Here is a 20,856-nt window from a genome sequence, read left to right on the forward strand (position 1 = left end):
CGCTTGACCTTGCCGCAGGGGCAGGGTTTAAGCTCAGGAGACCGTTTGCCGACGATAAGGATTCGACTATGCAACGCCGTGATTTTCTAAAATATTCCGCTGCGCTTGGGGCGCTCGGCGCGCTGCCGACGTGGGCCCGCGCCGCCGCGGCAGGGGAGCAGGCTACGCTGCCGATACCCGACCTGCTCACTCCTGACGCCCAGAACCGCATCAGGCTTACCGTGCAGGCTGGCTCCTCTACCTTTGGCGAGAAGACCGCCACGACCTGGGGCTACAACGGCAACCTGCTGGGGCCTGCGCTTCAGCTGCGCCAGGGGAAAACGGTGACGGTGGAGATCCATAACCGGCTGCGGGAAGAGACCACCGTTCACTGGCATGGGTTAGAGGTGCCGGGTGAGGTCGACGGTGGGCCGCAGGGGATCATCCCGGCGGGCGGCGCACGCGAAGTCATCTTTACCCCCGTTCAGCGGGCGGCCACCTGCTGGTTCCACCCGCATCAGCATGGCAAAACCGGCCATCAGGTCGCGATGGGTCTGGCGGGGCTAGTGCTGATTGAGGATAACGAGAGCCGCATGCTGCGCCTGCCGAAGCAGTGGGGCATCGACGACGTGCCGGTTATCGTGCAGGACAAGCGTCTGGCTGCTGATGGCCAGATTGATTACCAGCTGGACGTGATGAGCGCGGCGGTGGGCTGGTTTGGCGAAACCTTGCTGGCAAACGGGGCGGTCTATCCTCAGCACGCAGCCCCGCGCGGCTGGCTGCGCCTGCGCCTGCTGAACGGCTGCAATGCACGGACCCTTAATTTTGCTCTCAGCGACGGACGTCGGATGTACGTTATCGCCAGCGACGGTGGTCATCTGGCCGAGCCGGTGGCGGTAACAGCGCTGCCGGTGCTGACCGGGGAGCGCTTTGAGGTACTGGTGGATATCAGCGACGGCAAGCCGATGGATCTGGTTACGCTACCTGTCAGTCAGATGGGCATGGCGCTGCCGCCGTTTGACCAGCCGCACCCGGTACTGCGCATCCAGCCGCTGCGGGTCACCGCCTCCGGCACGCTGCCCGATACCCTGGTGAACGTCCCGGCACTGCCGGATCTCACGGGCTTAACCCAGCGAACCTTCCATCTGTCGATGGATCCGATGCTCGACATGATGGGCATGCAGGCGCTGAAGGATAAGTACGGCGACAAGGCAATGACCGGGATGCATCACGGCGGCATGATGGACCACATGGGTATGAACATGGATCACGGTGGCCACGGTGGCGATTTCGACTTCCACAGCGCCAACCGTATCAACGGCAAAGCCTTTGATATGAACACGCCGCTGTTTGCCGCTGGCAAAGGGCAGTATGAGCGGTGGGTGGTTTCAGGGGAGGGGGACATGATGCAGCACCCGTTCCATATCCACGGCACGCAGTTCCGCATTCTGTCAGAGAACGGTAAGCCGCCGGCGGCCCATCGCTCAGGCTGGAAGGATACGGTAAACGTCTACGGCGCGCGCAGCGAGGTGCTGGTGAAGTTCGATCATGATGCACCCAAAGAGCATGCCTATATGGCGCACTGTCATCTGCTGGAGCATGAGGATACGGGAATGATGATGGGGTTTGTCGTTTAGCAGGGAGAGTATAGGCCGGGTAAGCGTAGCGCCACCCGGCGTCAGGTGTCCTATTCGACATCGTAACGCCCGGCGGCGCGAAGCTTGCCGGGCCTACAGGACTACATTAATTCTATTACTTCTCGTCGTCAGGCAGCGCGTAGGCAACGATATAGTCGCCCATCTTAGTACCAAACGAACCGTGACCGCCCGCAGAGATGACAACGTACTGCTTGCCATTCACTTCATAGGTCATCGGCGTCGCCTGGCCACCCGCTGGCAGACGGCCCTGCCACAGTTTCTCACCGTTGCTCATGTTGTAGGCGCGCAGGTAGTTGTCTGCGGTCGCCGCGATGAACAGTACGTTACCGGCGGTAGAGATCGGGCCGCCCAGCATTGGCATACCGGTGGTGAACGGTAATGGGATCGGCATCGGGAACGGCAGGCTATCCTGCGGCGTACCGATACGTTTTTTCCACACCACTTCATTGGTTTTCAGATCCAGCGCGGAGATGTAACCCCATGCAGGCTGTTTACACGGCAGGCCAATCGGTGACAGGAACGGGTTCAGGGTCACACCGTACGGCACGCCGTACTGCGGCTGAATACCCGACTCAGAGCCGGTACCCTGGCCATTTTCCGGCTCTTCCATCGGGTTACCTGGACCGCGCGGCATCAGTTTAGAGACGAACGGCAGCGCCATCGGGTTGGCAATCGCCACCTGACGGTGCGGATCGACCGAGATACCGCCCCACTCGAACATCCCCAGGTTACCCGGGAAGACGAGGGTACCCTGCTCAGACGGCGGCGTGAAGATGCCTTCATAGCGCAGGTTCTGGAAGATCACGCGGCATACCAGCTGGTCAAACATCGTGGCACCCCACATGTCTGCCCCGCTGAGGTCTTTCTTCGGACGGAAGCTTAGGTCAGAGAACGGCTGGGTTTTGGTAACGTAGTCACCTTTGGCCGCACCCTGCGGAACTGGCTTCTCTGGGGCTGGCACAACCAGCTGACCGTTACGGCGATCCAGCACGAAGATGTTACCGGTTTTCGCCGGAGCATAGATTACCGGTACGGTTTGACCCTTAACGGTAATATCCGCCAGCGTCGGCTGAGACGGCATATCCATATCCCACAGATCGTGGTGTACGGTCTGATAGCTCCACGCCAGTTTACCGGTAGTGGCGTTCAGGGCCACGATAGAGCTGGCATAACGCTCCTGCTCCGGTGCGCGGTTACCGCCCCAGATGTCTGGCGTGGTAACGCCCATCGGCAGATAGACCAGATCCAGCTTGGCATCATAGGCCGCAGGCGCCCAGGAGTTCGGTGAGTTCGGCGTGAAGTGATGCTCGTCCGCCGGGATGGCGTTCGGATCTTTCGCGCCCGGATCGAAGGCCCACAGCAGCGCCCCGGTGTTGATATCGAAACCGCGAATAACGCCAGACGGCTCGCGAGTAGAGTAGTTATCGGTTACCGCACCGGCAATAACAATCACCTTATCGGTAACGATCGGCGGCGAGGTCGGCTCGTACATGCCTGGCGTGGTTACCGGCATGTTGGTTTGCAGGTTCAGAATACCTTTGTTAGCAAAGGATTCGCACAGCTTGCCGTTGTCGGCGTTGACGGCGAACAGACGGCCATCGTTCACTGGCAGAATGATGCGGCGCGGGCAGTTAGCCGCAACGTCCGGGCTGGCATTATTGGCGTTCGCCTCATGGTAAGAGACGCCGCGGCAGGTCACATGCTGGAACGAAGGATTAGTGTTCAGCTGCGGATCGAAGTGCCATTTCTCTTTCCCGGTTGCGGCATCCAGGGCAAACAGACGCTGGTGCGCGGTGCAGAGGAACAGCGTATCGCCAACCTTAATCGGCGTTACTTCGTTAGTGATCTCACCCGGATCGTTTGGCAGCTTCAGATCGCCGGTACGGAATACCCAGGCCTCTTTCAGATTGTGCACGTTATCGGCGTTAATCTGCTTCAGCGGGGAGTAGCGTTGGCCCTCCTGGTTACGACCGTAGGCCGGCCAGTCAGAGTCTGCGACCTGAGAGATGGGCGCGGCAGGCGTCGCGTCAGCGCTCAGCGTACCGTTGATCTCCTGCGGATCGTTAAAGGCCGCCCAGGTCAACATCCCGCCGGTGATCACCAGCGCCACCAGCAGGGCAGCGACTGCGCCGTTGGCAGGGACGATCAGGCGACGCCAGACAAACGGCAGCACCAGCCAGATCCCAAAGAAGACAAGGATATCGCTGCGCGGCGTCAGCGCCCAGAAGTCGAAGCCGACTTCCCAGACGCCCCAGATCATGGTGCCAAGCAGGAGCACAGCGTAGAGCCAGAGCGCCGCGCGCTTGCTACGCCACAGCAGCCAGGCGACGCCGAGCATCAGAAGACCGGCAACAGGATAGTACCAGGAGCCGCCAACGGCGACCAGCCAGACCCCACCGATCAGGAGAAATAGCCCGCATAGTGCTGCAAACAGGGCTGTTAACGTCACGAGCACGCGCGACGTCCGGGGTTTTGTTTCTGCCATAGAAAGAGACTCTTCATGTTTAATATTTTGATAGCAATTAATTATAGGATTTAACAAGTGTGACCGTCATCACATATTTAGCTTTTCTTAACTCTCCCTCCTAATAAAAGCATTTGCTGGTATACTGGCCCGCTAATGAATTGATGCCGGAATAGACGCTATCCGCATCGAGTGAGTGGCTTTGAAATCAAACGGTTAGCATATGAAACATACTGTTGAAGTGATGATCCCGGAAACGGAGATCAAAGCGCGTATTAGTGAACTGGGTCGTCAAATCACTGAACGCTATCAGGAGAGCGGCAGCGAAATGGTGCTCGTGGGTCTGCTGCGTGGCTCGTTTATGTTTATGGCCGATCTGTGTCGCGAAGTGCAGGTCCCGCACGAGGTCGATTTTATGACTGCCTCCAGCTACGGCAGCGGTATGTCCACCACCCGCGATGTGAAAATCCTCAAGGATCTGGACGAAGACATTCGTGGTAAAGACGTGCTGATCGTCGAAGATATAATCGACTCCGGCAACACCCTCTCCAAAGTACGTGAGATCCTCAGCCTGCGCGAGCCGAAGTCGCTGGCGATCTGTACCCTGCTGGATAAACCTTCCCGCCGGGAAGTTGAGGTGCCGGTAGAATTTGTTGGCTTCTCGATCCCGGACGAGTTTGTGGTGGGTTACGGCATCGACTATGCCCAGCGCTATCGCCATCTGCCCTATGTAGGTAAAGTGGTGCCGCTGGAAGAGCAGGCATAAAAAAGCCCGGTAGCGTTACCGGGCCTAACAAATGCGTGCCGCTCTGGCACGCTTATTTGTGGTTAATATGCTTCTGGCTAATATTGGCGATGCCCTGGCGGTAGCCCTGCTCAAGGGTGTCGCGGCTGGTGGCGGTCACGTCGAGATCGCGCAGCAGGCCGTCGTGGATACCGTAGGCCCAGCCGTGAATCGTTACGTTCTGCCCGCGTTTCCACGCCGACTGCATGATGGTTGAGTGGCCCAGGTTATAGACCTGCTCCATCACGTTCAGCTCGCAGAGGGTGTCGAGACGGCGCTCTTCCGGCATTTCGCTCAGCAGCGGGGTGTGCTTGAGCCAGATGTCACGGATGTGCAGCAGCCAGTTGTTAATCAGTCCCAGCTCCGGGTTCTCAACCGCTGCCTGCACGCCGCCGCATCCGTAGTGGCCGCAGATGATGATGTGCTCGACTTCCAGCACGTCTACCGCGTACTGCACAACTGACAGGCAGTTCAGATCGGTGTGGATAACCAGGTTGGCTACGTTACGGTGAACGAAGAGCTCGCCTGGCTCGAGGCCGGTCAGACGCTCGGCAGGAACGCGGCTGTCAGAGCAGCCAATCCACAGGAAACGTGGCTTCTGGGCTTTTGACAGGGTCTCGAAGAATCCGGGATCCTCTTCCACCAGCATTTTTGACCATAGTGCATTGTTACTGATGAGTGTATCTATATCTTTCATGGCGGTTAACGACCTGTAACCAAGTAAATGCGTTGAGCTAATATAGGTCAACTCCATTTAATTTTAAACCACACATAGAGTGTCAGAAAAAAGGTAAGCGAAACGACATGACCATTGCACTGGAGCTTGAGCAGCTTAAAAAAACCTATCCGGGCGGCGTGCAGGCGCTGCGCGGCATTGATTTAAAAGTAGAAGCGGGTGACTTCTACGCGCTTCTGGGACCCAACGGTGCAGGTAAATCGACCACCATCGGTATTGTCAGCTCGCTGGTAAATAAAACCTCGGGGCGGGTGAGCGTCTTTGGCTATGACCTGCAAAAGGACGTGGTAAACGCCAAACGCCAGCTTGGTCTGGTGCCGCAGGAGTTCAACTTCAACCCCTTTGAGACGGTACAGCAGATTGTCGTCAACCAGGCGGGCTACTACGGCGTTGAGCGCGCCGATGCGCTGATCCGCAGTGAAAAGTATCTTAAGCAGCTCGATCTGTGGGAAAAACGCAACGAAAAGGCACGGATGCTCTCCGGCGGTATGAAACGCCGTCTGATGATTGCCCGGGCGCTAATGCATGAGCCCAAGCTGCTGATCCTTGATGAGCCAACCGCCGGGGTGGATATCGAACTGCGCCGCTCCATGTGGGGCTTCTTAAAAGATTTGAACGCCCAGGGGACGACCATTATCCTCACTACCCACTATCTGGAAGAGGCGGAGATGCTCTGCCGCAACATCGGCATCATCCAGCACGGCGAGCTGGTGGAGAATACCTCCATGAAGTCGCTGCTGGCCAAGCTCAAATCAGAGACCTTTATTCTCGACCTGGCACCGAAAAGCCCGCTGCCGAAGCTGGAAGGTTACCAGTACCGGCTGGTGGATACCTCAACTCTGGAGGTTGAGGTGCTGCGCGAGCAGGGGGTCAACAGCGTCTTCAGCCAGCTGAGCGCCCAGGGCATTCAGGTATTAAGCATGCGTAACAAAGCCAACCGTTTAGAAGAGCTGTTTGTCACGCTGGTACATAATAAAAAAGGAGACCACGCATGATGCAGCTCTATTGGGTCGCACTAAAAAGTATCTGGCACAAAGAGATCCAGCGCTTTATGCGCATCTGGATCCAGACCCTGGTTCCGCCAGTGATCACCATGACCCTCTACTTCATCATCTTCGGCAATCTGATCGGGTCGCGAATTGGTGAGATGCACGGCTTCACCTACATGCAGTTTATCGTTCCCGGCCTGATCATGATGGCGGTGATCACCAACGCCTATGCCAACGTGGCCTCATCGTTCTTCAGCGCCAAGTTCCAGCGTAACATTGAGGAGTTGCTGGTGGCTCCGGTGCCTACCCATGTCATCATCGCGGGCTACGTTGGCGGCGGCGTCGCGCGCGGGCTGTGCGTCGGCGTGCTGGTTACGGCGGTGTCGCTCTTCTTTGTGCCGTTCCAGGTACATTCATGGCTGTTTGTCGGCCTGACGCTGCTGCTGACGGCGATCCTCTTTTCGCTGGCAGGCCTGCTGAATGCGGTATTCGCTAAAACCTTTGACGATATCAGCCTGATCCCGACCTTCGTGCTGACGCCGCTGACCTACCTCGGCGGGGTGTTCTACTCTCTGACCCTGCTGCCGCCGTTCTGGCAGGGGCTGTCGCACCTCAACCCGATCGTCTACATGATCAGCGGCTTCCGCTTCGGCTTCCTCGGCATTATCGACGTGCCGCTGGTGATGACCATTGGCGTGCTGGCGGTGTTTATCGTCGCGTTCTATCTGCTCTGCTGGTATCTGATCCAGCGTGGACGTGGCCTGCGTAGCTAATTTAAATGCTCATGCGTCTCCTGTTGGCGCTGCTCCTGGTATGGAGCTGCGCCGCCTCCGCCCGCCTGCTGGATCAGGACTCTCCGGCGCGCTATATGCAGACCACCGAGCCTGCCGCCGTCTGGGCGCAGATTGGCGACCGGGTCATCAACGTCGGCTATTTGCAGGCGGGGCAGATTATTGCAGTGATGAATGGGGAGGGGGACTACAGCGCCTTCCGCTTCGGCTTTGGCCGGGCCTTTATCGACAAGGGCCATCTGGGGCCGGTGCGCGGGAAAAAACGGGTGCAGGATCGGCTGGGGGATCTCAACAAGCCGCTGAGCAACCAGAACCTGATAACCCGGAAAGCGACGCCGCTCTACAGCGGGCCTAACGTTCGCAGCGCCCCCTTCGGCATGCTGGCGGAGAACCTGCGCTATCCCATCGTCGGCAAGCTGCGGGATGGGCTGAACCAGACCTGGTTTCAGATCCGCATCGGCGACCGGCTGGCCTACATCAGCAGCCTGGATGCCCAGGAGGATCACGGCATTCCGGTGCTGACCTATCACCACATCCTGCGTGATGAGGAGAATACCCGCTTTCGTCATACCTCAACCACCACCTCGGTGCGGGCCTTCAGCAACCAGATGACCTGGCTGCGGGACAGGGGCTATACCACCCTGACGATGTATCAGCTGGAGGGCTACCTGAAGAACCGGCTCAATCTTCCGGCCCGGGCGGTGGCGATCACCTTTGACGATGGACTGAAGTCGATCAGCCGCTACGCTTACCCGATCCTCAAGCAGTACGGCTTCAAGGCGACGTCGTTCACCATCTCGTCGCGCATTAAGGCTTATCCGCAGCGGTGGGATCCGACATCACTACAGTTTATGAGCATCTCTGAACTGCGCGGCATCCAGGACGTATTTGATATCCAGTCGCACACCCATTTTCTGCATCGGGTGGATGCCACCCATCATCCCATTCTGCTCAGCCGCAGCTACCACATTATTGAGTTCGATTTTGCCCACTCGCGTCGGGCGCTGTCGCAGTTTAACCGGCACGTGGACTATCTCTCCTATCCGTTTGGCGGCTATAACGAAAAAGCGATTGAGGCCGCGAGGGATGCCGGTTTTCATATGGCGGTGACGACGGTGAAGGGGAAGGTGAAGCCAGGGGATAATCCGTTCTTACTGAAACGACTCTATATCTTAAGAACGGATTCGCTAGAGGAGATGGCACGGCTGGTCGGCAACCAGCCGTAATTATCAGGCATAGTTATCAGGCAACCTGCACCGGCACCGCTTTCGCTTTGCGGGTCATCTCGTTGTCACCGTCAAAGTAGGCCACCTTCGGCTGCCAGCTGCGGGCCTGCTCATCCGGCATCGTCACGTAGGTGGCGATGATCAGGATGTCACCTACGTCGGCACAGTGGGCCGCCGCGCCGTTGACTGAGATAATTTTCGAACCGCGCTCGCCGGCAATCGCATAGGTGGAGAAGCGCTTGCCGTTGGTCACGTTGTAAATATCGATGGCTTCGTATTCCAGAATACCAGCGGCCTCAAGGAAATCCTGGTCAATAGCGCAGGAGCCTTCATAGTGCAGGTCTGCCTGCGTGACTTTGACGCGGTGGAGCTTGCCTTGCAGCATAGTGCGGATCATAACGTCTACCTTTGTGCTTGTGTTGGCCCGGCCGCCTGCGCCGCCGGGAGTAAATGTCGTCGTATCAGCCCGCTGGCGGCGGCGTCAGCTCTACCGTTACGTTGTCGATGAGGCGCGCCTGGCCAAGCCATGCCGCCATCAGGATCACTGCCCGTTGGCTGGCATCGGTAAGCTCTTGCAGCGTGTCGGCATCGCGGATCTGGATCTCATCGGTGCGAAAACTGGCTTCATCCAGCGCCTGCCCGGCGGCGGCAATCATCTCTTCCAGCTGGCGATTGCCCGCCCGCAGCTTCGCGGCGAGGGCGTTCATCTCTCTGCTCAGGGCCGGGGCGATTTTACGCTGTTCTGCCGTGAGGTAGCCGTTGCGCGAGCTGAGGGCCAGACCGTCTTTGGCGCGCACAGTTGGCACACCAACGATATCGATGTCGTAACCCATGTCGGCCACCATCTTGCGGATCACCGCCAGCTGCTGAAAGTCTTTCTCACCAAAGCAGGCGACGTCCGGCTGGACCAGGTTAAACAGCTTGCTGACGATGGTGGCGACACCACGGAAATGACCCGGACGGCTGGCACCCTCGAGCATGCTGGAGAGGCCTGGGACGTCAACAAAGGTCTGTTCGCCGGTGCCCTGGGGGTAAACCTGGTCGGCGGCAGGGGCAAAGACAAAATCCACCTTGCGCTTGTTCAGCTTCTCGCAATCTTCCTGCAGGGTGCGCGGGTAGCGCTGCAGATCGTCAGGGCGGTCAAACTGCATTGGATTAACAAAAATGCTTACTACCACCACATCGGCATGGGTTTTTGCTTCGTCAACCAGCTGCATATGGCCATCGTGGAGGTTGCCCATGGTCGGTACCAGTGCAATGCGCTGGCCCTCACGGCGCAACCGACGGATATGCTGGCGCAGCAGCGGCAGGGTTTCGATAATCAACACGCGTAGGCTCCTTAGTGAAAACTGTGCTCTTCGCCGGGGTAGGTCCCCGCTTCGACTTCACTCACGTACTGGCGCACGGCGGCACGCATGTCGCCCGTACCGGCCAGAAAATTTTTGGCAAATTTAGGAATATGGCCGCCGGTAATGCCGAACGCATCATGCATCACCAGGATCTGGCCGTCGGTGACGTTGCCCGCGCCGATGCCGATCACCGGGATGGTCAGCGCCTCGGTAATACGCTGCGCCAGCGCAACCGGCACGCACTCCAGCACCAGCAGCTGTGCACCAGCTGCCTCTAATGCCAGGGCGTCATCAAACAGCGTCTGGGCCGCGTCGCCGCGCCCCTGCACCTTGTAGCCGCCAAAGACGTTTACCGACTGCGGGGTTAGCCCCAGGTGGCCGCACACCGGCACGGCGCGCTCGGTCAGCATTTTAACCGTCTCGGCCAGCCAGCGGCCACCCTCGATTTTGACCATATTAGCCCCGGCACGCATCACCGTGGCGGCGTGGGTAAATGCCTGGTCAGGGGTGGCGTAGGCCATAAACGGCAGGTCGGCGAGCAGCAGACAGTTCGGCGCGCCGCGGCGTACGCTCTGGGTGTGGTAGGCGATATCTGCGACCGTCACCGGTAGGGTGGAGTCATGGCCCTGGACCGTCATCCCTAACGAGTCGCCGACCAGCATGACGTTAATGCCCTCTTCGGCAAACAGCTTGGCAAAGCTGTAGTCATAGGCGGTGATGGTGGCGAAGCGTTTCTGTTCCTGTTTGCACTTTTGCAGCCAGGAGAGGGTGGTTGGTTTCATAGCGTTTCCTGATGGAGCCTTCAACTTTCCGGCATTCTATCAGTAACGTCAGGGGGGACAATGATTTTTGGCAGGTTTAAGGGGCGGAGTGGTATTACCAGCCCGCCGGTTTCGCTGCGCCAAGGTGCTCAAGCACGCTGGCAAGCGTTTCGCCGTCAGGGAAGCGCAGCGCGGGCGCGATCTCAAACAGCGGCCAGAGCATAAAGCCGCGGTTTTTCATATCGTAGTGGGGCACGTTCAGGCGCGGCGTGGCGATAGTCTCATCGCCAAACAGCATGATGTCGAGATCCAGCGTGCGCGGCCCCCAGCGCTCTGCTTTACGCACCCGGCCCCGATCCAGCTCGATACGCTGGGTGTGATTCAGCAGGGCTTCAGGCGCCAGCGTCGTCTCCAGCGCCACGGCGGCGTTGAGATAGTCAGGCTGATCCTGCGGGCCCAGCGGCGGCGTGCGGTAGAAGCTGGAGACAGCGACAATCCGGCTGTCCGGGATCGTACCCAGCGCCGCGATTGCCGCATTAACCTGAGTCAGGGGCGACGCCAGGTTGCTGCCAAGAGCGATATAGACCAGCGTCATGCACTGCCTTCGCGGCGCGGGGTACGCTTACGCGGGCGGCGATGGCGACGGCGGGTATCCGGCTCATCATCCAGCACGTCAAGCATGCCCTTCTGCGCGGGCGGCGCGGCCACCTGGAACTCGCCCCACCACTGCACCAGTTTTTGCAGCTCGTGGTTGCCCTCTACCTCAGCCCGCAGGGCGAGCAGATCGTAGGCGGCGCGGAACTTCGGATGCTCCATCAGCTTCCAGGCGCGTTTACCCTGGCGGCGAGACATGCGCAGCTGCAGCTGCCAGATATCGCGCACGAGGGTGGTGATCCGTTTCGGGATCGCCAGCGTGCGGCAGGCTTCGTCCAGCACGTCGTTCATCGCCAGCGCGAAGGCGTCGTGATAGGTCAGGCCGCTCTCCTGGGCGATCTTCTGCGCGGTCTCCAGCTGTGGATACCAGAGCATGGCGGCAAACAGGAACGCCGGGTTGACGCGCATATCGTTCTGAATGCGGGTGTCCGTGTTCTTCAGCACCAGGTTGATGATCCGCTCCATCGACGAATCACCCTTTTCGGTGAAGTAGCGCGTGATGGTTGGGAACAGCGGCTGGAACAGGCTGTACTCGCGCAGCAGCTGATAGGTGTCCAGACCGTTACCGGCCTGCAGCAGCTTCAGCGACTCCTCAAACAGGCGTGCCGGCGGCACGTCGTTGATCAGCGTCGCGAGACGAGCGATCGGCTCGGCGGTCTCCGGGCTAATACGCATATGCAGCTTGGCGGCAAAGCGTACCGCGCGCAGCATCCGCACCGGATCTTCCCGATAGCGGGTCTCCGGGTTACCGATCAGGCGGATAACACCCTCTTCAAGATCCTGCATCCCACCAACGTAGTCGCGTACCGAAAAGTCGGCGACGCTGTAGTAGAGGCTGTTGATGGTGAAGTCGCGGCGCTGGGCGTCGTCTTCAATCGAACCGAAGATGTTATCACGCAGCAGCATGCCGTTCTGGCCGCGCTGGGAGGTGGTGCGGTCGGCGGGCTGATCTTCGTGATGACCACGGAAGGTGGCAACCTCGATGATCTCCGGACCAAACATCACGTGAGCGAGACGGAAACGGCGGCCCACCAGACGGCAGTTGCGGAACAGCTTGCGCACCTGATCAGGCGTGGCGTTGGTCGTCACGTCGAAATCTTTCGGTTTTTTGCCTAACAGCAGATCGCGGACGCCGCCGCCTACAAGGTAGGCTTCGTAGCCCGCTTTGTTCAGACGGTACAGCACCTTGAGGGCATTTTCACTGATATCTTTGCGGGAAATTGTGTGCTGCTCGCGCGGAATAACCGTCATACGCGGCTCGGCGATGACCTCCTCGGCCATGCTTTCCTCGCGGCTTAACACCTTGCGGCAAAAATTAGCGACTCGGGTAAAAATAGTGCACCTCGGTTGTGTCAGTCTTTACGACAAAAAAATTGCGGCTAATCATAGCTCAGAGTGGGGCATTTAGGAATGCCGGATTGATCTGCGCTGTCTCAGGGACCCGGGACAGATCCCAGCTCTCTACCGCATGCTGTAGCAGGGCCGCGGTGGGCAAATCCTGCCAGTTACTTGTTACATCCTGATTTAAAAATTGTAAAGCACGGATCAGTACCGGCCGCGGATCGCCCTCCGGCAGCGGCGGGGCGTGGTTCTGCTTGGAGAGCTTGTTACCGTCGCTGTTCAGGGCCAGCGGCAGATGAACATAGCCAGGCGGCTGCCAGCCAAGCTGCTGATAGAGCGAAATCTGCCGCACCGTAGGGGCGATAAGATCCGCGCCACGCACGATCTCGGTGATGCCCTGAAAATGGTCGTCCACCACCACCGCCAGGTTATAGGCAAACAGGCCATCGCGGCGGTGGATAATAAAGTCCTCCCGCGCCAGCGCCTCATCGGCGTAGAGGTCGCCCCGCAGCCTGTCGTGAAAGTGCAGCACCGGCTGGTGCTGCCACAGACGCAGCGCGGCGTTCTCCGGGCCGTTATTGCGCTGGCGGCAGTGGCCGTCATACACCCCGCCGATGCTCTGAATACGCGCCCGCGTGCAGGTGCAGTAGTAGCTCAGCCCGCGCTGGCGTAAATCGTCCAGCGCCTCGCGGTAGGCCTCATGCCGCTGGGACTGCCAGAGCACCTCGCCGTCCCAGTGCAGGCCGTAGTGGTCGAGCTGGCGCAGGATGGTATCGGCCGCGCCGGGGACTTCCCGGGGCGGATCGATATCTTCAATGCGTACCCGCCACGTTCCCTGCTGGGCACGGGCCTGGAGATAGCTGCCAAGGGCGGCTATCAGCGAACCAAAATGGAGTTCACCGGAAGGCGATGGCGCAAAGCGCCCAATATAGTGTGATTCTGGCATGTCGACAGGCGAGAGATAACAGGGCGGGAGAGACTCCCGCCACAGGGAACGGTGCGAAAACGCCGGGCTTAGCCCGCCATCTGTTTTTCGCGGATTTCAGCCAGTGTTTTGCAGTCAATGCACAGGTCGGCTGTCGGACGTGCTTCCAGACGACGAATGCCAATTTCAACACCGCAGGATTCGCAGAAGCCAAAATCTTCGTCTTCTACTTTCTTCAGTGTCTTCTCGATCTTTTTAATCAGTTTACGCTCGCGGTCACGGTTACGCAGTTCGAGGCTGAACTCCTCTTCCTGGGCGGCTCTGTCAACCGGATCCGGGAAGTTAGCAGCTTCATCCTGCATATGTGTGACGGTGCGATCGACTTCATCCCTGAGTTGATTACGCCACGCTTCAAGAATACGCTTGAAGTGCGCCAGCTGGGCTTCGTTCATATACTCTTCGCCCGGCTTCTCCTGATAAGGCTCCACGCCAGCAATGGCGAGAATACTCAGGGACGATGTTTTACGGTTTTGCCCTTCTTGCATGTTGCTTCTCCTTAACACGCACTATCGATCCCCGTGTTCGGGGGAAAAATCAGGCCGCTATAAATAGCAGATGCTTTTCCGGATAGCAATTATCTAAACGTAACACTTGACAACCCTGTGAGGAAAAGCGTATTTGCGCACGTAGACCAGAATGCTATCTGGCTGGTCGCCGATCCTTAGCTTTCATAAGGTAAGGGCGATCTAAGACTCATCTCTTCGGCAGAAAGTTCCGCTTTGTAAACCAGAATTTCTACCCCCTGCCGCTGCGCTTCTTCTAAAAGCTGTGCGTATTTTGCATCTATATGGCGCGCCGGTGAAAAACGTTCAATGGCTGAGTGCAGCACGGTAAACAGCATCACCGCGCGATCCCCACTGGCTGCCACGCTCATTAACTCTCGCAGATGTTTCTGCCCGCGAAGAGTCACTGCATCGGGAAAAAAGCCGTATCCCTTGTCGGCAAGCGTGACCGATTTCACTTCAATATAGCAGTTGCGGCGTCCCTCCGCCTGCAACATAAGGTCTATTCTGCTATTTTCAGCGCCGTATTTTACTTCACTTTTCAGCACGCTATAGTCGCGTAACTCAGGGATGACGCCGGAGAGAATCGCCTCTTTAGCCAGCGTGTTGGCCCGCAATGTATTTACGCAAATAAACGTGCCATTTTGCGTCTGGGTGATCTCCCAGGTATGCGGATACTTACGCTTCGCGCTATCCGAGGTGGAGTACCAGACGGTGTCGCCGGGGGTAGCGCAGCCGGTCATCGCCCCGGTATTGGGGCAGTGCAGCGTCATGGCCGTGCCGTCCGGCGTAATCACATCCGCCAGGAAGCGCTTATAGCGCTGCACCAGGGTGGCGGGCTGTAACGGGGGGGAGAACTGCATCAGAACCTCTTATTCAGCGAGCCGCCAGCTCTCCAGCGGCGTGTAACGGGTACGCCCTCGGGAAAACTGCGACTCATACAGCACAAATTCGTTAACGGGGAAGGACCAGCTAAAGCCCGGCGGCGGAATGGCCACCGCATGGCTGGCGTTGCGCAGCAGGGTAACGTGGGGATGAAACGGCTGCGGACTCTGGTAGCAGCCGCTGCGCGCAGCCTGGGCGCGCAGCAGGTTGGCCAGCTGCAACAGGCCGCGCGGTGGCTGGCGCGTGCCGAGCCAGACGACCCGCGAGCGCAGCCACTGCCCGGCATCGTCCAGGGTCAGGGTAAAGCCAGGCTGGCGAATGCGTCCGGCAAGCTGGCTCAGGGCACGCTGCTTCTCTTCACTCACCTCGCCGAGAAACGCCAGCGTCACGTGGAGATTCGCCGCCTCGATAGGGCGTCCGGCCTCCGGGGCAAAGTGGGCCGCCCGCCAGTGGATAATCTGCCGCTGGATCTCATCGGGCAGCGCAACGGCAAAAAACAGCCTTTTTGGCTCAGACATAAGCGATACTCGGTAATGATTTACGGCGATGCTACAATGCTCGTCGTTGAAATGAAAGTTAACCCCCTGGAGCCATGCGTGTCCTCTCTGCCCGTCGCTGCCGTACTGCCCGAACTGCTCTCTGCGCTCGCCCACGCGCCACAGGTCCTGCTTAACGCCCCTACCGGCGCGGGTAAGTCGACCTGGCTGCCGCTGCAAATTCTCGCTGAAGGTGATATTGCCGGTCGCATTCTGCTGCTTGAGCCGCGCCGTCTGGCGGCGCGCAACGTTGCCCAGCGGCTGGCAGAATTGCTGGGAGAGAAGCCCGGCGAGACGGTGGGCTACCGGATGCGCGGTGAAACCTGCGTTGGCGCAGCGACGCGTCTGGAGGTCGTCACCGAGGGGATCCTGACCCGCATGATCCAGCGCGATCCCGAGCTGGCTGGCGTTGGGCTGGTGATCCTCGATGAGTTCCACGAGCGTAGCCTGGAGGCCGATCTGGCCCTGGCCCTGCTGCTGGACGTGCAGCAGGGGCTGCGCGACGATCTCAAGCTCCTTATTATGTCGGCGACGCTCGATAACGACCGTCTTCAGCGTCTGCTGCCGGACGCGCCGGTTATCGCCTCTGAGGGGCGTGCTTATCCGGTGGATCGCCGCTACCAGCCGCTGACCAGCCACGTCCGCTTTGACGAGGCCGTGGCCGCGGTAACCGCCGAGCTGCTGCGGGCCGAGCGCGGCTCGCTGCTGCTGTTTCTGCCCGGCGTCGGCGAGATCCAGCGCGTGCAGGAGCAGCTGGCCCAGCGCGTTGGCAGCGACGTGCTGCTCTGCCCGCTCTATGGTGCGCTACCTCTGAGCGAGCAGCGCAAGGCCATCCTGCCCGCGCCGGAGGGGCTGCGCAAAGTGGTGCTGGCGACCAACATCGCCGAAACCAGCTTAACTATCGAGGGGATCCGGCTGGTGGTCGACAGCGCCCAGGAGCGGGTAGCCCGCTTCGACGCCCGCACCGGGCTAACGCGGCTGGTGACCCAGCGGGTGAGCCAGGCATCAATGACCCAGCGTGCCGGACGCGCCGGACGGCTGGAGCCAGGCATCTGCCTGCATCTGCTGGCAAAGGAGCAGGCGGAGCGGGCAGCAGCCCAGAGCGAGCCGGAGATCCTGCAAAGCGATCTCAGCGCCATGCTGCTGGATCTGGTCCAGTGGGGCTGTCGCGATCCGGCCCAGCTCTGCTGGCTGGACATGCCCCCGGCGGCAAACCTGGCGGCGGCTGAGACGCTGCTGGTACAGCTGGGGGCACTGGAAAACCGGCAGCTGACGGCGCGCGGACAGAAGATGGCGAGGCTGGGCGTGACGCCGCGCCTCTCAGCTATGCTAGTCAGTGCGCAGAACGGTGACGAGGCGGCAACCGCGGCGAAGCTTGCCGCTATCCTGGAAGAGCCTCCGCGTGGCGGCAGTACCGATCTCGGAGTGGCCTTCTCCCGTAGCCAGCCGCACTGGCAGCGGCGTAGCCGCCAGCTGCTTAAGCGGTTAAACAGCGGGGAGGGCAGGGAAGATAGCGATCTTATCCCCGTTCTGCTGGCGCGTGGCTTTGCCGATCGCATTGCCCGTCGGCGCGGTCAGGAGGGGCGCTACCAGCTGGCGAACGGCATGGGGGCGATGCTCGACGTAGACGACGCCATGGGCCGCCACGAGTGGCTGATTGCGCCCCTGCTGTTACAGGGCAGCCAGCAGCCGGACGCGCGCATTTTACAGGCGATGCCGGTCAATATTGAGGCACTTATTACCGCCGCACCGTGGCTGCTGCATAACGCCGACACCGTAGAGTGGGACGACGCCCAGGGCACGCTGAAAGCGCTGCGCCGCAGCCAGATCGGCCAGCTGACGGTGAGCGTCAGGCCGCTGGCGAAGCCGTCGGAGACGGAGCTGCACCGGGCGATGCTGAACGGCATCCGCGATAAGGGGCTACAGGTGCTGAACTGGACCCCGGCGGCGGAGCAGCTGCGCCTGCGCCTGCACTGTGCGGCGAAGTGGCTACCAGAATATGATTGGCCTGCGGTGGATGACGCCTCGCTTTTAGCCTCGCTTGAGCTATGGTTACTTCCCGACATGCAGGGAGTACACTCTCTGCGGGCGCTGAAAGCGCTGGATTTGATCCACGCGCTCAACCATTTACTGCCCTGGCCGCTGCGTCAACGGCTGGATAGTGCGCTGCCTGGGCATTACACTGTGCCGACGGGAAGCCAGATCGCGATCCGCTATCATACGGAGAATCCGCCGGTGCTGGCGGTGCGGATGCAGGAGATGTTTGGCGAGGCCGCTACGCCGGTCATCGCCGAGGGGCGTGTGCCGCTGGTGCTGGAGCTGCTCTCGCCCGCGCAGCGCCCGCTACAGATCACGCGCGACCTGAGCGCGTTCTGGGCAGGTGCCTACCGCGAGGTGCAAAAAGAGATGAAGGGACGCTATCCGAAGCATGTCTGGCCGGACGATCCGGCTAATACCGCGCCAACAAGGCGGGTTAAAAAATATTCGTAAGATTAGCGAAAGCGAAATTGAGAGATTTCTTCTTCTGCCCCCTGGTAGAAGAACAGAGAATCGGGCCCTTGCGCCTGAATAATGTAGCGGAGAGTAAGCATGGCGGGGAATGACCGCGAACCTATTGGACGTAAAGGCAGACCTGCGCGTCCGGTAAAAGAGAAGGTAAGCCGTCGTCGTCTCAGAGATGAAGAGATCGACGATGAGTATGAAGACGATGCACCCGCACCGCGCCGCAGTAAAGGCAACGGCGGCGGCAGTGGCAAAGGAAAAGGCGGCAAGCGCAAGCGCGGCTGGTTCTGGCTGCTGCTGAAGATCTTTATCGTTCTGGTGGTGCTGTTTGCCATTTACGGTCTCTATCTCGATCAGAAGATCCGCAGCCGCATCGACGGCAAAGTCTGGCAACTGCCAGCGGCGGTCTATGGCCGGATGGTTAACCTTGAGCCGGAGATGCCGATCAGCAAGAACGAGATGGTGAAGCTGCTGGAGGCTACCCAGTACCGTAAGGTGACGGCGATGACCCGTCCCGGCGAGTTTACCGTGCAGGCCAACAGCATCGAGATGATCCGTCGTCCGTTTGACTTCCCCGACAGTAAAGAGGGGCAGGTCCGCGCCCGGCTGACGTTCAGTGACAACCACCTGGATACCATCGAGAACATGGAGAACAACCGCCAGTTCGGTTTCTTTCGTCTCGATCCGCGCCTGATCACCATGCTCTCCTCGCCGAACGGCGAGCAGCGCCTGTTCGTCGCGCGCAACGGCTTCCCGGATCTGCTGGTGGATACCCTGCTGGCGACCGAGGACCGTCACTTCTATGAGCATGACGGGATCAGCTTCTTCTCCATCGGGCGTGCCGTACTGGCGAACCTGACGGCGGGACGCACGGTGCAGGGGGCGAGTACCCTGACCCAGCAGCTGGTGAAGAACCTGTTCCTCTCCAGCGAGCGCTCCTACTGGCGTAAAGCGAACGAAGCCTATATGGCGCTGATCGTCGATGCGCGCTACAGCAAGGATCGTATTCTTGAGCTGTATATGAACGAGGTCTACCTCGGTCAGAGCGGCGATAACGAAATCCGCGGCTTCCCGCTGGCGAGCCTCTACTACTTTGGCCGTCCGGTCGAGGAGCTGAGCCTCGACCAGCAGGCGCTGCTGGTGGGCATGGTGAAAGGCGCTTCCATCTACAACCCGTGGCGTAATCCGAAGCTGGCGCTGGAGCGACGTAACCTGGTGCTGCGCCTGCTGCAGGAGCAGAAGGTTATCGACCAGGAGCTGTACGATATGCTCAGCGCCCGGCCGCTCGGGGTGCAGAAGCGCGGCGGGGTGATCTCACCGCAGCCGGCGTTTATGCAGATGGTACGTCAGGAGCTGCAGGCGAAGCTGGGGGATAAGGTCAAAGATCTCTCCGGCGTGAAGATCTTTACCACCTTTGACTCGGTCGCGCAGGATGCGGCGGAGAAAGCCGCCGTGGAAGGTATTCCGGCCCTGATCAAGCAGCGTAAGCTGAGCGATCTGGAGACGGCGATGGTGGTCGTTGACCGCTTCAGCGGCGAAGTTCGCGCGATGGTGGGCGGGGCGACGCCGCAGTTTGCGGGCTACAACCGTGCCATGCAGGCGCGACGCTCTATCGGCTCGCTGGCAAAACCGGCCACCTACCTGACCGCACTGAGCCAGCCGAACCAGTATCGTCTGAACACGTGGATTGCCGATGCGCCGATATCTCTGCCTCAGCCTAACGGCAAGGTATGGTCTCCGCAGAACGATGACCACCGCTTTAGCGGCCAGGTGATGCTGGCGGATGCGCTGACCCGCTCAATGAACGTGCCGACCGTGAACCTCGGGATGGCGCTGGGCCTGCCGGCGGTAACCGATACCTGGACCAAGCTGGGGGTGCCGAAGGATCAGCTGCACCCGGTTCCGGCGATGCTGCTGGGGGCGCTGAACCTGACTCCGGTTGAGGTAGCGCAGGCGTTCCAGACCATCGCCAGCGGCGGTAACCGTGCAACGCTTTCCGCCCTGCGTTCGGTGATTGCCGAAGACGGGACGGTGCTCTACCAGAGCTTCCCGCAGGCGGAGCGTGCGGTGCCTGCTCAGGCGGCGTACATGACCCTGTGGACCATGCAGCAGGTTATCCAGCGCGGCACCGGCCGTCAGCTGGGGGCGAAGTATCCGGGCCTGCATCTGGCGGGTAAAACCGGGACCACCAACAACAACGTCGATACCTGGTTCGCCGGGATCGATGGTCGTGAGGTGACCATTACCTGGGTAGGACGCGATAACAACCAGCCGACCAAGCTCTACGGGGCCAGCGGGGCGATGGCAATCTACCAGCGCTATCTGGCGAACCAGTCACCGATCCCGCTGGATCTGACCCCGCCGGAGGATATCGTCAACATGGGCGTGGACGAAGGCGGTAACTTCCTCTGCGGCGGCGGTGTGCGCTCGCTGCCGGTCTGGACATCTAATCCGGATGCCCTGTGCCAGCAGAGCGAGATGCTGCTCCAGCAGCAACAGCAGCAGCAGAGCGGTAACCCGTTTGAACAGTCGTCACCGCAGCCGCAACAGCAGCCTCAGCAGCAGCAACAACAGCCGCAGCAGCAGGAGAAGAGCGACGGCGTGGCGGGCTGGATCAAAGACATGTTCGGCAATTAAGCTGTAGTTAAAAATAAGTAGTAAAACGCCGGGCGGCGCTCCGCTTGCCCGGCCTACACTCCTACAGTTTTAACCT

At 59.9% G+C, this 20,856-nt stretch carries 18 protein-coding genes; 7 read left to right on the top strand and 11 right to left on the bottom strand.

Annotated elements, in window-relative coordinates; genetic code table 11:
* Positions 1 to 68 precede the first annotated feature (68 nt).
* A complete protein-coding gene (gene cueO, locus RTM13_RS11690; RefSeq protein ID WP_312212179.1) occupies positions 69 to 1,616 on the top strand; it encodes a multicopper oxidase CueO in 1,548 nt (515 codons plus the stop codon).
* Between the two features lie 115 nt (positions 1,617 to 1,731).
* Here cueO and RTM13_RS11695 read toward each other — a convergent pair whose 3' ends face one another.
* Positions 1,732 to 4,122, bottom strand: coding sequence for a glucose/quinate/shikimate family membrane-bound PQQ-dependent dehydrogenase (locus RTM13_RS11695; protein WP_312212180.1), 2,391 nt, complete (start codon positions 4,120 to 4,122; stop codon positions 1,732 to 1,734).
* Between the two features lie 202 nt (positions 4,123 to 4,324).
* Between RTM13_RS11695 and hpt the strand changes: the two genes are divergently transcribed.
* Positions 4,325 to 4,867 (top strand): hypoxanthine phosphoribosyltransferase, encoded by a 543-nt coding sequence (gene hpt / locus RTM13_RS11700; RefSeq protein ID WP_312212181.1) that lies wholly within the window; start codon positions 4,325 to 4,327, stop codon positions 4,865 to 4,867.
* Positions 4,868 to 4,919: 52 nt separating this feature from the next.
* On the opposite strand, the gene can is transcribed toward hpt, so the two are convergent.
* Entirely contained in the window at positions 4,920 to 5,582 is a 663-nt protein-coding gene (can, locus tag RTM13_RS11705) for a carbonate dehydratase (protein WP_312212182.1), read from the bottom strand.
* 107 nt (positions 5,583 to 5,689) lie between these two features.
* Between can and RTM13_RS11710 the strand changes: the two genes are divergently transcribed.
* The 3 genes from RTM13_RS11710 to RTM13_RS11720 are packed head-to-tail and all read left to right on the top strand — an operon-like array spanning position 5,690 to position 8,627.
* A complete protein-coding gene (locus tag RTM13_RS11710; RefSeq protein ID WP_312212183.1) occupies positions 5,690 to 6,616 on the top strand; it encodes an ABC transporter ATP-binding protein in 927 nt (308 codons plus the stop codon).
* On the top strand, positions 6,613 to 7,383 hold the full coding sequence (locus tag RTM13_RS11715) for an ABC transporter permease (protein ID WP_312212184.1): 771 nt from the start codon (positions 6,613 to 6,615) through the stop codon (positions 7,381 to 7,383). Before RTM13_RS11710 ends, RTM13_RS11715 begins: the two co-directional genes overlap by 4 nt.
* A 5-nt stretch (positions 7,384 to 7,388) precedes the next feature.
* Entirely contained in the window at positions 7,389 to 8,627 is a 1,239-nt protein-coding gene (locus RTM13_RS11720) for a polysaccharide deacetylase family protein (protein ID WP_312212185.1), read from the top strand.
* Positions 8,628 to 8,643: 16 nt separating this feature from the next.
* Here the strand turns inward: RTM13_RS11720 and panD are convergent, their stop codons facing one another.
* The 9 genes from panD to thpR form a co-directional block, all read right to left on the bottom strand.
* Positions 8,644 to 9,024 (bottom strand): aspartate 1-decarboxylase, encoded by a 381-nt coding sequence (gene panD / locus RTM13_RS11725; protein ID WP_042390564.1) that lies wholly within the window; start codon positions 9,022 to 9,024, stop codon positions 8,644 to 8,646.
* Positions 9,025 to 9,088: 64 nt separating this feature from the next.
* Positions 9,089 to 9,955, bottom strand: coding sequence for a pantoate--beta-alanine ligase (gene panC, locus RTM13_RS11730; protein ID WP_312212186.1), 867 nt, complete (start codon positions 9,953 to 9,955; stop codon positions 9,089 to 9,091).
* Positions 9,956 to 9,966: 11 nt separating this feature from the next.
* A complete protein-coding gene (gene panB / locus RTM13_RS11735) occupies positions 9,967 to 10,758 on the bottom strand; it encodes a 3-methyl-2-oxobutanoate hydroxymethyltransferase (RefSeq protein ID WP_312212187.1) in 792 nt (263 codons plus the stop codon).
* A 94-nt stretch (positions 10,759 to 10,852) separates the two neighbouring features.
* Positions 10,853 to 11,332 carry a 2-amino-4-hydroxy-6-hydroxymethyldihydropteridine diphosphokinase gene (folK, locus tag RTM13_RS11740; RefSeq protein ID WP_312212188.1) on the bottom strand — a complete coding sequence of 160 codons (480 nt, stop codon included), beginning with the start codon at positions 11,330 to 11,332 and terminating at the stop codon, positions 10,853 to 10,855.
* Entirely contained in the window at positions 11,329 to 12,726 is a 1,398-nt protein-coding gene (gene pcnB, locus RTM13_RS11745) for a polynucleotide adenylyltransferase PcnB (protein WP_312212223.1), read from the bottom strand. Before pcnB ends, folK begins: the two co-directional genes overlap by 4 nt.
* A gap of 55 nt (positions 12,727 to 12,781) precedes the next feature.
* Positions 12,782 to 13,678 (bottom strand): tRNA glutamyl-Q(34) synthetase GluQRS, encoded by an 897-nt coding sequence (gene gluQRS, locus RTM13_RS11750; RefSeq protein WP_312212189.1) that lies wholly within the window; start codon positions 13,676 to 13,678, stop codon positions 12,782 to 12,784.
* A gap of 68 nt (positions 13,679 to 13,746) precedes the next feature.
* Entirely contained in the window at positions 13,747 to 14,202 is a 456-nt protein-coding gene (dksA, locus tag RTM13_RS11755) for an RNA polymerase-binding protein DksA (protein ID WP_007373199.1), read from the bottom strand.
* Positions 14,203 to 14,378: 176 nt separating this feature from the next.
* Positions 14,379 to 15,083: a DNA/RNA nuclease SfsA gene (sfsA, locus tag RTM13_RS11760; RefSeq protein ID WP_312212190.1), complete on the bottom strand. Its 705-nt coding sequence runs from the start codon at positions 15,081 to 15,083 to the stop codon at positions 14,379 to 14,381.
* Positions 15,084 to 15,092: 9 nt separating this feature from the next.
* Positions 15,093 to 15,623: an RNA 2',3'-cyclic phosphodiesterase gene (gene thpR / locus RTM13_RS11765; RefSeq protein ID WP_312212191.1), complete on the bottom strand. Its 531-nt coding sequence runs from the start codon at positions 15,621 to 15,623 to the stop codon at positions 15,093 to 15,095.
* Between the two features lie 78 nt (positions 15,624 to 15,701).
* Between thpR and hrpB the strand changes: the two genes are divergently transcribed.
* Both hrpB and mrcB read left to right on the top strand, forming a co-directional pair.
* Positions 15,702 to 18,131 (top strand): ATP-dependent helicase HrpB, encoded by a 2,430-nt coding sequence (gene hrpB / locus RTM13_RS11770; protein ID WP_312212192.1) that lies wholly within the window; start codon positions 15,702 to 15,704, stop codon positions 18,129 to 18,131.
* Positions 18,132 to 18,230: 99 nt separating this feature from the next.
* Positions 18,231 to 20,780, top strand: a complete 2,550-nt coding sequence (mrcB, locus tag RTM13_RS11775) for a bifunctional glycosyl transferase/transpeptidase (protein ID WP_312212193.1) — start codon at positions 18,231 to 18,233, stop codon at positions 20,778 to 20,780.
* The last annotated feature ends 76 nt before the right edge of the window (positions 20,781 to 20,856 follow it).

Origin of the sequence: Pseudescherichia sp. (assembly GCF_031979925.1) — a bacterium.
Classification (GTDB): Bacteria; Pseudomonadota; Gammaproteobacteria; order Enterobacterales; family Enterobacteriaceae; genus Pseudescherichia.

What these genes read in the sequence shown, in the direction of transcription:
- panB (WP_312212187.1), bottom strand. Translation starts at nt 10,758, where the DNA reads ATGAAACCAACCACCCTCTCCTGGCTGCAAAAGTGCAAACAGGAACAG.
- dksA (WP_007373199.1), bottom strand. Translation starts at nt 14,202, where the DNA reads ATGCAAGAAGGGCAAAACCGTAAAACATCGTCCCTGAGTATTCTCGCC.
- hpt (WP_312212181.1), top strand. Translation starts at nt 4,325, where the DNA reads ATGAAACATACTGTTGAAGTGATGATCCCGGAAACGGAGATCAAAGCG.
- RTM13_RS11710 (WP_312212183.1), top strand. Translation starts at nt 5,690, where the DNA reads ATGACCATTGCACTGGAGCTTGAGCAGCTTAAAAAAACCTATCCGGGC.
- RTM13_RS11720 (WP_312212185.1), top strand. Translation starts at nt 7,389, where the DNA reads ATGCTCATGCGTCTCCTGTTGGCGCTGCTCCTGGTATGGAGCTGCGCC.
- can (WP_312212182.1), bottom strand. Translation starts at nt 5,582, where the DNA reads ATGAAAGATATAGATACACTCATCAGTAACAATGCACTATGGTCAAAA.
- sfsA (WP_312212190.1), bottom strand. Translation starts at nt 15,083, where the DNA reads ATGCAGTTCTCCCCCCCGTTACAGCCCGCCACCCTGGTGCAGCGCTAT.
- RTM13_RS11695 (WP_312212180.1), bottom strand. Translation starts at nt 4,122, where the DNA reads ATGGCAGAAACAAAACCCCGGACGTCGCGCGTGCTCGTGACGTTAACA.
- folK (WP_312212188.1), bottom strand. Translation starts at nt 11,332, where the DNA reads ATGACGCTGGTCTATATCGCTCTTGGCAGCAACCTGGCGTCGCCCCTG.
- panD (WP_042390564.1), bottom strand. Translation starts at nt 9,024, where the DNA reads ATGATCCGCACTATGCTGCAAGGCAAGCTCCACCGCGTCAAAGTCACG.
- mrcB (WP_312212193.1), top strand. Translation starts at nt 18,231, where the DNA reads ATGGCGGGGAATGACCGCGAACCTATTGGACGTAAAGGCAGACCTGCG.
- thpR (WP_312212191.1), bottom strand. Translation starts at nt 15,623, where the DNA reads ATGTCTGAGCCAAAAAGGCTGTTTTTTGCCGTTGCGCTGCCCGATGAG.
- RTM13_RS11715 (WP_312212184.1), top strand. Translation starts at nt 6,613, where the DNA reads ATGATGCAGCTCTATTGGGTCGCACTAAAAAGTATCTGGCACAAAGAG.
- cueO (WP_312212179.1), top strand. Translation starts at nt 69, where the DNA reads ATGCAACGCCGTGATTTTCTAAAATATTCCGCTGCGCTTGGGGCGCTC.
- gluQRS (WP_312212189.1), bottom strand. Translation starts at nt 13,678, where the DNA reads ATGCCAGAATCACACTATATTGGGCGCTTTGCGCCATCGCCTTCCGGT.